Annotated in this window: 11 protein-coding genes; 4 read left to right on the top strand and 7 right to left on the bottom strand. The window is 72.5% G+C overall.

Annotation, left to right across the window (positions count from 1 at the left end; all coding sequences use genetic code 11):
* Nucleotides 1–9 precede the first annotated feature (9 nt).
* From ACGF5O_RS02145 to ACGF5O_RS02120, 6 genes are all read right to left on the bottom strand, one after another.
* Nucleotides 10–2250, bottom strand: a complete 2241-nt coding sequence (locus ACGF5O_RS02145) for a PQQ-binding-like beta-propeller repeat protein (protein ID WP_393808009.1) — start codon at nt 2248–2250, stop codon at nt 10–12.
* 114 nt (nt 2251–2364) lie between these two features.
* Nucleotides 2365–5478: an efflux RND transporter permease subunit gene (locus tag ACGF5O_RS02140; RefSeq protein ID WP_393808008.1), complete on the bottom strand. Its 3114-nt coding sequence runs from the start codon at nt 5476–5478 to the stop codon at nt 2365–2367.
* Nucleotides 5479–5650: 172 nt separating this feature from the next.
* Nucleotides 5651–6334, bottom strand: a complete 684-nt coding sequence (locus ACGF5O_RS02135) for a response regulator (protein ID WP_393808007.1) — start codon at nt 6332–6334, stop codon at nt 5651–5653.
* Nucleotides 6331–7599: a sensor histidine kinase gene (locus tag ACGF5O_RS02130; protein ID WP_393808006.1), complete on the bottom strand. Its 1269-nt coding sequence runs from the start codon at nt 7597–7599 to the stop codon at nt 6331–6333. The genes ACGF5O_RS02135 and ACGF5O_RS02130 overlap by 4 nt, the downstream gene beginning before the upstream one ends.
* Before the next feature lie 151 nt (nt 7600–7750).
* On the bottom strand, nt 7751–8029 hold the full coding sequence (locus ACGF5O_RS02125; protein ID WP_384046734.1) for a hypothetical protein: 279 nt from the start codon (nt 8027–8029) through the stop codon (nt 7751–7753).
* Nucleotides 8030–8057: 28 nt separating this feature from the next.
* Nucleotides 8058–8849 (bottom strand): PspA/IM30 family protein, encoded by a 792-nt coding sequence (locus ACGF5O_RS02120; RefSeq protein WP_362581794.1) that lies wholly within the window; start codon nt 8847–8849, stop codon nt 8058–8060.
* Between the two features lie 200 nt (nt 8850–9049).
* On the opposite strand from ACGF5O_RS02120, the gene ACGF5O_RS02115 reads away from it, so the two are divergent.
* From ACGF5O_RS02115 to ACGF5O_RS02105, 3 genes are all read left to right on the top strand, one after another.
* Nucleotides 9050–9724, top strand: coding sequence for a DUF3043 domain-containing protein (locus tag ACGF5O_RS02115; protein ID WP_393808005.1), 675 nt, complete (start codon nt 9050–9052; stop codon nt 9722–9724).
* Between the two features lie 83 nt (nt 9725–9807).
* Nucleotides 9808–10509, top strand: a complete 702-nt coding sequence (locus ACGF5O_RS02110) for a class I SAM-dependent methyltransferase (protein WP_393808004.1) — start codon at nt 9808–9810, stop codon at nt 10507–10509.
* Between the two features lie 84 nt (nt 10510–10593).
* Complete coding sequence (locus ACGF5O_RS02105) at nt 10594–11664, top strand: S1C family serine protease (RefSeq protein ID WP_393808003.1); 1071 nt, start codon at nt 10594–10596, stop codon at nt 11662–11664.
* 50 nt (nt 11665–11714) lie between these two features.
* Here ACGF5O_RS02105 and ACGF5O_RS02100 read toward each other — a convergent pair whose 3' ends face one another.
* A complete protein-coding gene (locus ACGF5O_RS02100; protein WP_393808002.1) occupies nt 11715–11927 on the bottom strand; it encodes a hypothetical protein in 213 nt (70 codons plus the stop codon).
* A gap of 205 nt (nt 11928–12132) precedes the next feature.
* Here ACGF5O_RS02100 and ACGF5O_RS02095 point away from each other — a divergent pair, with 205 nt between their 5' ends.
* A complete protein-coding gene (locus ACGF5O_RS02095; protein WP_393808001.1) occupies nt 12133–13332 on the top strand; it encodes a bifunctional adenosylcobinamide kinase/adenosylcobinamide-phosphate guanylyltransferase in 1200 nt (399 codons plus the stop codon).
* The last annotated feature ends 77 nt before the right edge of the window (nt 13333–13409 follow it).

Raw genomic sequence — 13409 nt, 5'->3', positions numbered from 1 at the left:
ACGCCCGTGTCACCCCGGGTCGACGGGTTTGCGCTCGGGGTGTGCGGGGTCGAGGGTGAAGACGGTGCCGTCGGAGGTGGAGAGGACCAGCGCGCCGCGGTTGAACCACACCGTCGGCAGCAGGCCGCTGTTGCCGAGCACCTCGGCGCGCGCGGAGGACTCCCACAGGACGGTGCCCCTGGCCGCGTCGAGGGCGACCACCCGGCCGCTCATGCCCGCCATGTACACCGTGCGGCCCTTCGCGTCCACCGAGGCCTGGCCCGGCGACTCCAGGGTCGTGTGGCTCTCCCACAGCCGGGCCCCGGTCGTCGGTGAGAACGCGGTGACCAGGCCGCTGGAGGTGGCGAGGAAGAGCGTGCCGTGGGCCAGGGTGGGCAGCCCGCCCCGGTACTTCTCGGGCAGCGGGGTCAGAGTGCGTTCGCCGGTGCCGGGGTCGACGCGCACGATGCGGTTGTAGATGAGATCCGGGCCGTTGTTGACGTCCTGGTCGTCCGACTCCAGGAAGATCAGCTGTCCGGAGAGGGTGCCGACGAAACTGGCCGTCTGGGCGGGAGAGTCCAGGGTGCGCACCGAGCCGTCGGCGGGGTGGACGACGTAGAACTTCGTGGCGTGCGAGCCGTCCGACTGGTCGCCGCAGTCCGCGTAGGGGAAGTCGCCCGCGGAGAGCATCGAGCAGAGCCAGCCGCCGGGCACCGGGACGGTGCTGATGACGCTGCCGTCCCGCGCCGAGCGGACGGTGAACGTGCTGCCGTCGCCCTCCTGGGTCAGGGTCACCCCGTCGCCGTAGGCCGAGCCCAGGGAGTCGGTGCGGACCGCGTGGGACCAGAGCCTGGTGCCGTCCTTGCCGTCGAGCGCCATGACGGACTGCGCCTTTCCGGCGCCGTTCCCGTCGGTGATCTGGAGCTCGACGAGGACCCGGCCGTCGTCCACGCCGAGAACGGTGGTGATGTAGCGGTCGGCCGGTGTGCCCGTGGGGGCTATGCCGGCGCGCCACAGGGTCCGGCCGGTGGTGGCGTCGACCCGGGTGGGGAGGAGGGCGGTGCCGCCGCAGTAGACGGAGGAGCCGTCCGAGACGCAGGTCGGCGAGGTGTCGCCCTCGTAGCCCGGTGCCTTCTTCACCCCCTGCTCGGCGGTCGCGGACACCGTTGTCTGCCAGGGTTTCCAGCCGTCGGGGAGGGCGTCCCAGCGGGATCCGGAGGAGGCCGAGGAGGTCGAGGAGCCGGCGCGGGCCTCGCCGTCGCCGTTCCAGGGGCCGAGCAGGAAGTAGCCGGTCAGGGACAGGGCGGTCACCGCGGTCGCGGCCAGCAGTACGCGGGGGGTGCGGCGGCGGGAGCGGCGGGCGGTGACCGGCGGGGTGGCGGCGTCGGGGGCCGGGGCATGGCGGCCGGGGTGTGTGTCCGGCAGGCGCAGGGTCAGGGTCTGCGGTTCGGCGGCGGACGGCTCCGGCAGGGCCGCCGCGAACTGGCGGGCCAGGTCGTCGAGTCCGGGCCGGGCGTCGGGTTCCTTGGCCAGGCAGCGTTCCAGGACCGCGCGCAGCGGGCCGGTGACGCCGTCCAGGACGGGCTCGTTGTGGACCACCCGGTAGCCGGTGAGGTAGGGGCTGTCGGCGTCGAAGGGGCCGCGCCCGGTGACGCAGTACACCAGCAGCGCGCCCAGGGAGAAGACGTCGGAGGCGGGGCCGACGGTACGGGCGTCGGTGAACTGCTCCGGGGACATGAACGGCGGGGTGCCGACCATCTGCCCCGTCTCGGTGAGGGTGTTGTGGTTCTCGGCGGCCCGGGAGATGCCGAAGTCGATGACGCGGGGGCCGTCCTCGGCCATCAGGACGTTGGCCGGTTTCAGGTCCCGGTGCACCACCCCGGCCCGGTGGATGTCGCGCAGCGCCTCGACCAGGCCGAGGGCCAGCGGCCGCAACTCGGTGACGCGGAGCGCGCCGTGGGCCCGGATGCGGGCGGCGAGGGAGGGGCCGGGCACGTACTGGGTGGCCATCCAGGGCGTCGGCGCGTCCGGGTCGGCGTCCAGGACGGGGGCGGTGAAGGCGCCGCTGACCCGGCGGGCGGCCTCGATCTCCTGCCGGAACCTGGCCCGGAAGACGGGGTCCTCGGCGTACTGGGCGTGCACCACCTTGACGGCGACCTCGCGCCCGGAGCGTGAGCGGCCCCGGTAGACGATGCCCATCCCGCCGGCCCCGAGCCGGTCGGCCAGCCGGTACCCGCCGAGGGACCTCGGGTCGTCCTTGTGCAGCGGCACGCCGAAACTCCCCTTCCCCGTCGTGCGGTTCGCGGCGCCAGCATACGGAACGGGCAGGCACGGGCGGCCGGTTCCCGGTGGTGTTCCGGAAACCGGCCGCCGTTCGCGGGACCGTCACACGGCCGCGGGCTGCGGCTCCTCGGACGCGGGGGCGGACTCCGTGTCCCCCCGGCCCTTCTTCGCGGCACGCTTCCCGGCCCTGCGCTCCTTGCGGAGCTCGACCATCGCGTAGAGCGTCGGCACGAGCAGCAGGGTGAGCAGGGTGGAGGTGATCAGACCGCCGATCACGACCACGGCGAGCGGCTGGGCGATGAACCCGCCCTCGCCGGTGACGCCGAGCGCCATCGGGAGGAGGGCGAAGATCGTCGCCAGGGCCGTCATGAGGATGGGCCGCAGACGGTGGCGGCCGCCCTCGATCACGGCCTCGACCACGCCGTAGCCCTGGCTCCGGTACTGGTTGACGAGGTCGATCAGGACGATCGCGTTGGTCACCACGATGCCGATCAGCATCAGCATGCCGATCATCGCGGGGACGCCCATCGGGGTGCCGGTGACGACCAGCAGGCCGAGCGCGCCGGTCGCCGCGAACGGGATGGAGACCAGCAGGATCAGTGGCTGGACCAGCGACCGGAAGGTCGCGACCAGCAGCATGAAGACGATCGCGATCGCCGCGAGCATCGCCAGGCCCAGGTTCTTGAACGCGCTGTCCTGGTCCGAGGTGACGCCGCCGATCGAGGCCGTCGCGCCCGCCGGGAGCTTCAGCGCCTTGATCTTGGACTGGAGCTGGGTGCTGACCGCGCCGGTGTTGTCACCGGTGGGCTTCGCGCTGACGGTCGCGGCGCGCTGGCCGTCGATCCGGGTCATCGACACCGGGGCGTCCACCAGCTTCACGGTGGCGATGTCGCCGAGCTTCACCGGGCCGAGCTTGAGCGCGCGCAGTTGCGCGAGGGTCTCGGCCGGCTTGGCGGACTTCACGACGACGTCGCGCTCGGTGTCGTCGAGAGTGGCCTTCGCGGCGGTGGTGCCCTTGACGGCCTGGGTGACAGCGGCGCCCAGCGTCTGGTCGTCGAAACCGGCCGCCGCGGCCTTGGAGTTGGCCTTCACCGAGATGCGCGGCACGCTCTGCGCCAGGTCGCTGGTGACGTCGGTGACGTCGTCCAGCTTGGCGACCGTGGCCCGGACCTGCTCGGCGGCCTTGCGCAGCACGTCGCCGTCGGCCGCCTTCACGACGACGCTCAGGTCCTGGCTGCCGAAGCCGTCACCGGCCGACACGGTGGTCGTACCGATGCCGGACAGCTTGTGCAGGCCGTCCTCGATGGCGTTCTGCACCCGGTCGTACGACTTCGAGTCGTCCAGCATCACCGAGTACGACGCCTGGTTGGTGTCGGTGCCGCCGCCGAAGGCCGCCATGAAGCCGGAGGAGCCGACGGTGACCTGGTAGTCCTTGACGCCGTCGATGGAGGCGAGGAGCTTCTCGACCTTCTTCGCCTGGACGTCGGTCGCGGCCAGGCTGGTGCCGGGCTTCAGCTCCTGCTTGACGGTGAGGACCTCCTGGTCCCCCTGGTCGAAGAAGTTGGTCTTCAGCAGCCCGGACATGCCGAACGTGACGACCAGGACGACGATCGCGATCAGCACGCTGGTGAGGCGGCGCCGGGTCGCGAAGCGCAGGACGGGGACGTAGAGGCGCTGGAGGCGGCTGTCGGCCTCCTTCTCCTCGGCCTTGCGGCGGGCCTCCTCGGCGTCCTCGGGGGCGCTCTTCGGGGCGCGCAGGAACCAGTAGGACAGGACCGGCACGACCGTCAGGGAGACCAGGAGGGACGCCAGCAGTGCCGCGGTGACCGTGAGGCTGAAGGGGCCGAACAGCTGGCCCACCATGCCGCCGACCAGGCCGACCGGCAGGAAGACGGCGACCGTGGTGAGGGTGGAGGAGGTGACCGCGCCGGACACTTCACGCACCGCCGTGAGGATGGCGGACCGGCGCTCCTCGCCGTAGCCGAGGTGGCGCTTGATGTTCTCCAGGACCACGATCGAGTCGTCGACGACCCGGCCGATGGCGATGGTGAGCGCGCCGAGGGTGAGCATGTTGAGGGAGAGGCCGCGGGTCCACAGCACGATCAGCGTGAGGACCACGGAGAGCGGGATGGACACCGCGGTCACCAGGGTCGAGCGGACCGAGGCCAGGAAGAGCAGGATGACCAGGACCGCGAAGAGCAGGCCGAGGGCGCCCTCGGTGGTGAGGCCCTTGATGGACTTGGAGACCGCCGGGCCCTGGTCGCTGACGACCGTGAGGGTGGCGCCGGAGCCGAGGTCCTGGCGCAGCTTCGGCAGCTTGTCCTTGACCGCGTTCGAGATGGAGACGGCGCTGCCGTCGTGGTCCATGGTGACGTTGACGGCGAGGCTGGGGCGGCCGTCGGTGCGGGTGATGGAGTCGGCCGGGGCCTCCTGCTGCTTCACCGTGGCGACGTCGCCGAGGCGCACGGGCTTCTGCACGCCCTGCCCGGTGACCATCAGGTCCTCGATCTGCCGCAGCGAGGTGAGTCCGCCGCCGACCTGGACGGTGCGGTTGGCGCCGTCCTCGTCGAAGGAGCCCGCCGGGACGGTCGCGCCGGCCGCCTGGAGCGACTGGGCGAGGGCGGCGGAGGTGAGCCCGGCCCGCGCGAGCTTCGCGTCCTGCGGGGTGACGGTGACCTGGACGTCGCGGACGCCGGTGACCTGGACGCGGCCGACGCCGTCGACGTCCTTGAGGGCCGGGACGACCGTCTTGTCCAGCTGGTCGGCGAGGGCCTGCTGGTCCTTGCCGGAGGTGACGGCGAGGACCACGGTCGGCATGTCGTCGGTGGAGCCGGAGATGACCTGCGGGTCGACGGAGTCCGGGAGCTGGGCGCGGTTGACGGCCAGCTGGACGTCGGCCACCAGCTGCTTGGTGTCGTTGCCGTAGTCGAAGGACGCCATGATCACGGCGTTGCCCTCGCTCGCGGTGGAGGTGACGCCGGTGACGCCGTCGACGCCTTCGAGGTTGTTCTCGATCGGCTCGACGATCTGCTTCTCGACGACGTCGGGCGCCGCCCCCTGGTACGGGGCGATGACCGACACCATGGGCAGGGAGATCGTCGGCAGCAGCTGCTGCTTGATCTGGGGGATGGCGATCGCCCCGAAGACGAGCGCGATCAGGGAGATGAGGCCTATCAGGGCCCGCTGCGCGAGGCTGAATCTGGACAGCCAGGACATGGGTCGGGGTCTCTTTTCGGTGAGCTGCTGTGAGCGGCAGACGGACGGCACAGGGGGCACCTGTGAGCGCCCACCGCACCACTCTCACCCATGCGCGGACCTGCTCGGGTAGCCCCAGGGTGCCGTTCCCTTATCCGGCTCCTACTCCGCCCGCAGTACGCCCGGGTGGAGATCAGTCCATCCTCGGGCGGACCAGCCCCGACTCGTACGCGATCACCACGAGCTGCGCCCGGTCCCGCGCGCCCAGCTTGGCCATGGCCCGGTTGACGTGCGTCTTCACGGTCAGCGGGCTGACCTCCAGGCGTTCGGCGATCTCGTCGTTGGAGTGCCCGCCGGCGACCTGGACCAGGACCTCGCGCTCGCGTGAGGTGAGCGCGTCGAGCCGGTCGGTGCGGGCCGGGTCGCGGCCGTCGTCGCCGAGGTCGCCCTGGGCGAGGAAGCGGGCGATCAGGCCCTTGGTGGCCGTCGGGGAGAGCAGCGCCTCGCCGCCCGCGGCGACCCGGATGGCGCTGAGGAGTTCCTCGGGTTCGCTGCCCTTGCCGAGGAAGCCGGAGGCGCCCGCGCGCAGCGCCTGGACGACGTAGTCGTCGACCTCGAAGGTCGTGAGGATGACCACGCGGACGTGGGCGAGGGAGGGGTCGGCGCTGATCAGCCGGGTGGCGGCGAGCCCGTCGGTGCCCGGCATCCGGATGTCCATCAGGACGACGTCGGCCTCCCGCTCCCGGGTCAGCGCCACCGCCTCGGCGCCGTCGGAGGCCTCGCCGACCACCTCCATGTCGGACTCGGAGTCGACGAGCACCCGGAACGCGCTGCGCAGCAGTGCCTGGTCGTCGGCGAGCAGGACACGGATCGTCATGCGGAATCCCCCAGAGCGGCCGCACGGCCCTTGGCCCGGCCGTGCGCACGGTCGCCCGTACGGTCGTCGGTGTCGGTCTTGACCGGCAGGATCGCATGGACGCGGAAGCCGCCGCCGTAGCGGGGGCCGGTGGTGAGGGTGCCGCGCAGGGCGGTGACGCGCTCGCGCATGCCGAGCAGCCCGTGGCCGCCGCCCTCCTCCGGGGCGGTGTCCTCACCGGAGCCGTCGTCCAGGACGGTGACCTCGATCTGCGGTCCGACGCGTACGACGCTCACCTCGGCCTTGGCGTCGGGTCCCGCGTGCTTCTGCACGTTGGTCAGGGCCTCCTGGATGATCCGGTAGGCGGCCAGGTCGACGGCGGCCGGCAGGGTGGCGCCCTGGTCGGCGCGGGCGACCTCGACCTGGAGGCCGGCGTTGCGGAACGTGTCGGCGAGTTCGTCCAGGATGTGCAGGCCGGGGGCGGGCTCGGTCGGTGCCTCGGGGTCGCCGGACTGGCGGAGCAGGCCGACGGTGGCGCGCAGTTCGTTCAGCGCGGAGCGGCTGGCCTCGCGGACGTGGCCGAGGGCCTCCTTGGCCTGGTCGGGCCGCTTGTCCATGACGTGCGCGGCGACCCCGGCCTGCACGTTGACCAGGGCGATGTGGTGGGCGACGACGTCGTGCAGGTCCCGGGCGATGCGCAGCCGCTCCTCGGCGACCCGGCGGCGGGCCTCCTCCTCCCGGGTCCGCTCGGCGCGCTCGGCCCGCTCGCGGATGGCCTGGACGACCGCGCGCCGGCTGCGGACGGCGTCCCCTGCGGTGGCGCCGATGCCGGTCCAGGCGAAGATCGCGAGGTTCTCCTGGGCGTACCAGGGCAGCGGGCCCGCGACCATCGCGGCGGTGGTCAGCACGGTCATGGTGAGCAGGCCGGCCCGCAGGGTGGTGCGGCGGTCGGTGGTGGCGGCGACGGTGAACAGGGCGACCACGGCCGCCATCGCGACGGGGGCGCGGGGGTCGCCGGTGACGCACTCGACGACGGAGGCGGCGCCGGTGACGGCGAGGACCGTCTTCGGGGCGTACCGGCGGAAGACCAGGGCCGCGGCGGCGAGCGTCATCAGCAGCAGGCTGAGCGGGTCCGGGGTGCGGATGCCCCAGGCGACGCCGTGCGCGCCGTGCGGTACCGCGAAAGAGCTCACGACCATGCAGACGAGGGCGCCCGCGGCGATGACCGCGTCCACGGCGAGTGGATGGGCGCCGGCTCTGCAGCGGGCTCTTTCGAGAGTGCTCACGTACTGAACAGTACGGCCGGTTCGTGCGGGCCGGAACTGTCGGTTCGGGCCGCTGCAGGCACCGTCCTCCCTGGGGGCTGCCGCCCCCAGACCCCCGCTTCGGCCTGAACGGCCTCGTCCTCGAACGCCGGACGGGCTGTCTACGTGAGCGTCAGCCTGGAATGAGACCGTCGTCCCGGAGCAGGGCCCTGACCTCTTCCAGGGTCGCGTCCGGGGACGGGAGGATCAGGTCGGAGGGTTCCAGGGCTTCGTCGGGGAGCGGGGCGCCCAGTTCCCGGACCTTGTCCAGGAGGGCGCCCAGGGTGCGGCGGAAGGCTGCCTCGTCGCCGGACTCGGTCTCCGCGAGGAGCTCGTCGTCCAGCTTGTTCAGTTCGGCGAGGTGGCTGTCGGCCAGCCTCACCTGGCCCTCCCCCATGATCCTCACGACCATGTCGGCCATGTCGCCCTCCAGGCGTCGGCTACTGCTTGTCGAAGCGCGGGGTGTCCTGCGGCTGCTGCGACTGCTGGCCCTGGCCGGTGCCGCCCTCGATCGCCTGCTGGGGCGAACCTCCGGCGAGCTCGGCCTTCATGCGCTGCAACTCCAGCTCCACATCCGTACCACCGGAGAGCCGGTCCAGCTCGGCGGCGATGTCGTCCTTGGCCGTGCCGGTCGGGTCGTCCAGGGCGCCGGAGGCGAGGAGCTCGTCGATGGCGCCGGCGCGGGCCTGCAGCTGCTGGGTCTTGTCCTCGGCCCGCTGGATGGCGAGGCCGACGTCGCCCATCTCCTCGGAGATGCCGGTGAAGGCCTCACCGATGCGGGTCTGCGCCTGGGCGGCGGTGTAGGTGGCCTTGATGGTCTCCTTCTTGGTGCGGAAGGCGTCCACCTTGGCCTGGAGGCGCTGGGCCGCGAGGGTGAGCTTCTCCTCCTCGCCCTGGAGGGTGGCGTGCTGCGTCTCCAGGTCGGTCACCTGCTGCTGGAGGGCGGCGCGGCGGGAGAGCGCCTCGCGGGCGAGGTCCTCGCGGCCGAGCGCGAGCGCCTTGCGGCCCTGGTCCTCCAGCTTGGAGGACTGCTGCTGGAGCTGGTTCAGCTGGAGTTCGAGCCGCTTGCGGCTGGTCGCCACGTCGGCGACGCCGCGGCGGACCTTCTGCAGCAGCTCCAGCTGCTTCTGGTACGAGTAGTCCAGGGTCTCGCGCGGGTCCTCGGCCCTGTCCAGGGCCTTGTTCGCCTTCGCGCGGAAGATCATCCCCATACGCTTCATGACACCGCTCATGGGCTTCGCGCGCCCCCTTCTGACGGACTCCAGCTCACAGATCCTGCGACAGAACCCACAGTACGGGCCCTGCCTCCATTACCGCACTGTTCGGGGACCGATGCGCTCATCCCCAAGGACGACTACCGACAGCTCCGCTCCGGCACAGGTAGTAGGTGGCCCCCTGAGCGAAGCGCCTGCAACGTCCCCTCTGTCCCCCCATGGAGACGACCGGCGTTGCGGGATCGTTCCCCGCCGGACTAGGGCCCACACCCCGCGACCCCGTACCCTTGGGTTTTGTGTTCCGTAGCCGTGCCAAGGATGAGAAGGCCTCCGCCGACAAGGCGGTCGTGACCGACTCCAAAGAGACCCGTGACCCGCAGGCCCCCAAGGGCAGGCCCACGCCCAAGCGCAGTGAGGCCCAGAGCCAGCGGCGCAGCGTGGCCAACACGCCGACGACGCGCAAGGACGCCGCCAAGCGTCAGCGCGACGACCGGCGCGCCGCCATGGACCGGCAGCGCCAGGCGCTGGCCACCGGCGACGAGCGGTACCTGCCCGCCCGTGACAAGGGCCCGGTCCGCAGGTTCGCCCGCGACTGGGTCGACTCGCGTTTCAACGTGGCGGAGTTCTTCCTGCCGCTGGCCGTGGTCATCCTGGTCATGAGCGTGGTCAACAACACGGCGATCAAGAACATCGCGCTGCTGCTGTGGCTGGTCGTGATCGTGCTGATCGTGCTCGACGCGGTGATCAGCGGCCTGCGGCTGCGCAAGCGCCTCGCCGAGCGCTTCCCCGACCAGAACAAGAAGGGCGCCGTCGCCTACGCCCTGATGCGCTCCCTCCAGATGCGCCGGCTCCGGCTGCCCAAGCCGCAGGTCAAGCGCGGAGAGCGGCCCTGAGCGCAGAGCCGTTCTCCGAGGGTGCGGCAGAAGCCTGGCTGAACAGGCTGGGCGGACTGCGTGACGTCGTACGGCAGCAGTTGGTGGCCCGTCAGCTCGACGAGCAGATAGCCGGGCGGTTCCCGGTCGGGCAGCGGCTGCGGGTGCTCGACGTGGGGATGGGCCAGGGCACGCAGGCGCTGCGGCTGGCCCGGGCCGGGCACCAGGTGACCGGTGTCGAGCGGGAGCCGGCGATGGTCGCGGCCGCGCGCCGGGCCCTGGCCGACGAGCCGGAGGGCATCCGCGAGCGGGTGCGGATCGTCCAGGGGGACGGCCGGGACACGGGTGTCCACTTCCTCCCCGGCAGCTTCGACGTGGTGCTCTGCCACGGGGTGCTGATGTACGTCCAGGAGCCGGACGCGCTGCTCGCCGGGCTGGCCCGGATGCTGGCCCCGGGCGGGCTGCTGTCGCTGCTGGTGCGCAACGCCGACGCGCTGGCCATGCGGCCGGGGCTGAGCGGTGACTGGGCGGGCGCCCTGGAGGCCTTCGACACCGTCTCCTACCGGAACAGGCTGGGCCTGGACGTCCGGGCCGACCGGCTGGCCACCCTCACCGGCGCACTCGCCGGCATCGGGGCGCCATTGCAGTCCTGGTACGGCGTACGGGTGTTCACGGACACCGCCGCGGACGACGCGGAGGCACCGGCCGGCCTGGAGACGCTGCTCGCGGTGGAGGAGCGGGCCGGGCGGACGGATCCGTACCGTTCGGTCGCGGCGCTGCTGCACCTGTGCGGGGTCCGCGGCTGACCGCACCCGGTGGCCGGTGCCGCTGCCGCTCGTTCGGGCCAGCAGCGCGAGCCGGAGCGTCACCGTCGCGGCGAGACTCGGGGCATGGACGCTTCCCCCGCCCGCCGGACCCTGCGTACGGCCGCCGCGCTCGGTTCCTGCTGCCTCGCCCTGGTCTCCGGATGTTCCGCCTTCGACGGTGACGCGGCCGAGGACACCGCCGCCGCCCGGGCGGCGGCCGTCCCGCTGGCGGCGACGGAGCTGCAGGACCGGTACCAGAAGGTGATCAAGGACGTCCTGCCGTCGGTCGTACAGATCCAGGCCAGCAGCGACCTGGGCTCGGGCGTGGTCTACGACGGCAACGGACACATCGTCACCAACGCGCATGTCGTGGGCAACGAGAAGCGGTTCAAGGTGACGACCGCCAACACGGAGGAACCGCTGACCGCGACGCTGGTGTACTCCTACCCGCAGCAGGACCTGGCGGTCATCAGGCTCGACAGGATCCCGGACGGGCTGAAGGCGGCCGCCTTCGGGGACACCGAGAAGGTCTCGGTCGGGCAGATCACGCTGGCCATGGGATCGCCGCTCGGGCTGTCGTCCAGCGTGACCGAGGGCATCGTGTCGGCGACCGGACGGACCGTCAGCGAGAACACCGCGGGCGGCGGTACGGGCGCCACCATCCCCAACATGGTGCAGACCTCGGCGGCCATCAACCCCGGCAACAGCGGCGGCGCGCTGGTCAACCTGGACGGCCAGGTCATCGGCATCCCCACGCTCGCCGCGAGCGACCCCGACCTGGGCGGCAGCGCGGCGCCCGGGATCGGGTTCGCCATCCCGGGGTCGATGGTGAAGACGGTCGCCGACCAGATCATCAAGCAGGGCAAGGTGACCGACTCGGGGCGGGCCGCGCTCGACATCACCGGGCGCACGGTCGTCGACGTGAACTACCAGCCGGCCGGAGTGGCCGTGGTGACCGTGGAGCACGGTGGCGCGGCCGACAAGGCGGGCATCCGGCCCGGGGACATCATCACCAGGGTGGGGGGCGACGACATCACCACCATCACCTCACTGGCCGAGTCGCTCGCCTCGGACCGGCCGGGGCAGAAGACGACGGTGGCCTACAGCCGGGAGGGCATCAGCAGGACGGTGGACGTGACGCTGGGCGAGCAGTGACCGGGTGACCGGCGGGGCGGCCGGCGAGGGCCGCCCCGGACCGGCACGCCTCAGGACTCGTCCGCGTGCAGACTCATCGGGCCGTAGATCTCGGTGGCGTCCTCGTAGAGCCGCACCTGGTCGGCGCCGCCGGCCAGCAGGGCCTTCCACTGCTCGCCGATCCACGATTCGGCGTCGCCCTGTGTGGTGAACTCCTCGGGCTCCACCGCGGGCTGGACCTCCGTCCCGTCGGACTTCTCGAACCGCCATGTCCATGCCGCCATGTAGGCCTCCTTTGATCCAACCGGTGCATCGTATAAGGGCGCCGACGAAAACTCCGCTGGTTGTGGGGCAGGTGCGGGGCCGGTGGGGGTTGCTCGCGCCCACGCGGCGGCAGCCGCAAGTCAAATACAGCCCCGCGCCCCCTCGGGGCGCGTCTTACTGGACGCCGCTGAAGCGGGAACCGTTGGGACGGGTGAAAATCAGGGCGTGGAAGTGACTTTGCTCGGTACCGGTGCTCCTGCGGGGCTGCCTTCGCCCGGCTGTCCGTGTGCGGCCTGTGCGTGTGCCGTCGGGGAGGATGCGCGGGCCGCCACCGCGGTGCTCGTCGACGGGACGTTGCTGCTCGATCTGACGCCGGGTGTGGCGTTCGCGGCGGCCCGGGCCGGGCTGTCCCTGGGCGGGGTACGGCAGGTGCTGCTGTCGCATCCGCACGACGGGCCCGCCGTCGAGGTGCCGGCCGGGCTGCCGCAGCCGGGGCGGGTGCCGGACGGGCGGGAGCTGGCGCTGCTGACGGGGCATCGGGTGCGGGCGGTGGCGATGGACGCGGGCGGCACCGGGTACGCGGTGACCGGCCCCGACGGGCAGCGGCTCCTGTACCTGCCGCCGGGCGGGGCGCAGGCCGGGCTGGAGAACGGGAGCGCGGAGGCGTACGACCTGGTGCTCCTCGACGTCGTCGGGCGGCCGGACGCGCTGGCGAAGCTGCGGGCGGTCGGCGCGGTCGGGCCGACCACGGACGTCGTCGCCGTCCATCTCGGCCATGACGTGCCGCCGGGACCGGAGTTGCGGCGCCGGCTGGCGGTGGCCGGGGCGCGGGCGGTGCCGGACGGGACGACGCTGACGGTGGGGGTGTACGAGGACGTGCCCGACGTACCGCGCCGGACGCTGGTGCTGGGCGGGGCCCGGTCGGGGAAGTCCGTGGAGGCCGAACGGCGGCTGGAGTCCTTCCCGGACGTGCTCTACGTCGCCACGGGCGGCACCCGCGGCGGGGACACCGAGTGGGCGACGCGGGTCGCCGTGCACCGGGAGCGGCGGCCGGGGTCCTGGCGTACGACGGAGACGTGCGACCTGGTGCCGTTGCTGGCCGAGGACGGGCCGCCGCTGCTGGTCGACTGCCTGTCGCTGTGGCTGACGGACGCGATGGACTCCGTCGGGGCGTGGGACGACACGGAGTGGGCGTCGGGCGGGGAGAAGGCCCTGCGGGAGCGGGTGCGGGAGCTGACGGAGGCGGTGCGGGCGAGTCGGCGGACGGTGGTGGCCGTGTCCAACGAGGTGGGGTCGGGGATCGTGCCGGCGACGGCGTCGGGGCGGCGGTACCGGGACGAACTGGGGCGACTGAACGCGGCGTTCGCGGGTGAGTGCGAGCAGGTGGTGCTGGTGGTGGCGGGGCAGGTGGTGGTGCTGAGGTAAGTGAGGGCGGGGGGTCGGGACACTCACCGGCGCTCACCGGGTGCCGCCGCGCCCACCCGTGCCGCCCCAGCGGCACG

This window comes from Streptomyces sp. NPDC048291 (assembly GCF_043201715.1).
Lineage (GTDB): Bacteria > Actinomycetota > Actinomycetes > Streptomycetales > Streptomycetaceae > Streptomyces.
This window is presented reverse-complemented; position numbering and strand designations above follow the sequence as displayed.

Coding starts and splice junctions, on each gene's coding strand:
- ACGF5O_RS02140 (WP_393808008.1), bottom strand. CDS start 5,478: ATGTCCTGGCTGTCCAGATTCAGCCTCGCGCAGCGGGCCCTGATAGGC.
- ACGF5O_RS02120 (WP_362581794.1), bottom strand. CDS start 8,849: ATGAGCGGTGTCATGAAGCGTATGGGGATGATCTTCCGCGCGAAGGCG.
- ACGF5O_RS02125 (WP_384046734.1), bottom strand. CDS start 8,029: ATGGTCGTGAGGATCATGGGGGAGGGCCAGGTGAGGCTGGCCGACAGC.
- ACGF5O_RS02100 (WP_393808002.1), bottom strand. CDS start 11,927: ATGGCGGCATGGACATGGCGGTTCGAGAAGTCCGACGGGACGGAGGTC.
- ACGF5O_RS02105 (WP_393808003.1), top strand. CDS start 10,594: ATGGACGCTTCCCCCGCCCGCCGGACCCTGCGTACGGCCGCCGCGCTC.
- ACGF5O_RS02135 (WP_393808007.1), bottom strand. CDS start 6,334: ATGACGATCCGTGTCCTGCTCGCCGACGACCAGGCACTGCTGCGCAGC.
- ACGF5O_RS02115 (WP_393808005.1), top strand. CDS start 9,050: ATGGAGACGACCGGCGTTGCGGGATCGTTCCCCGCCGGACTAGGGCCC.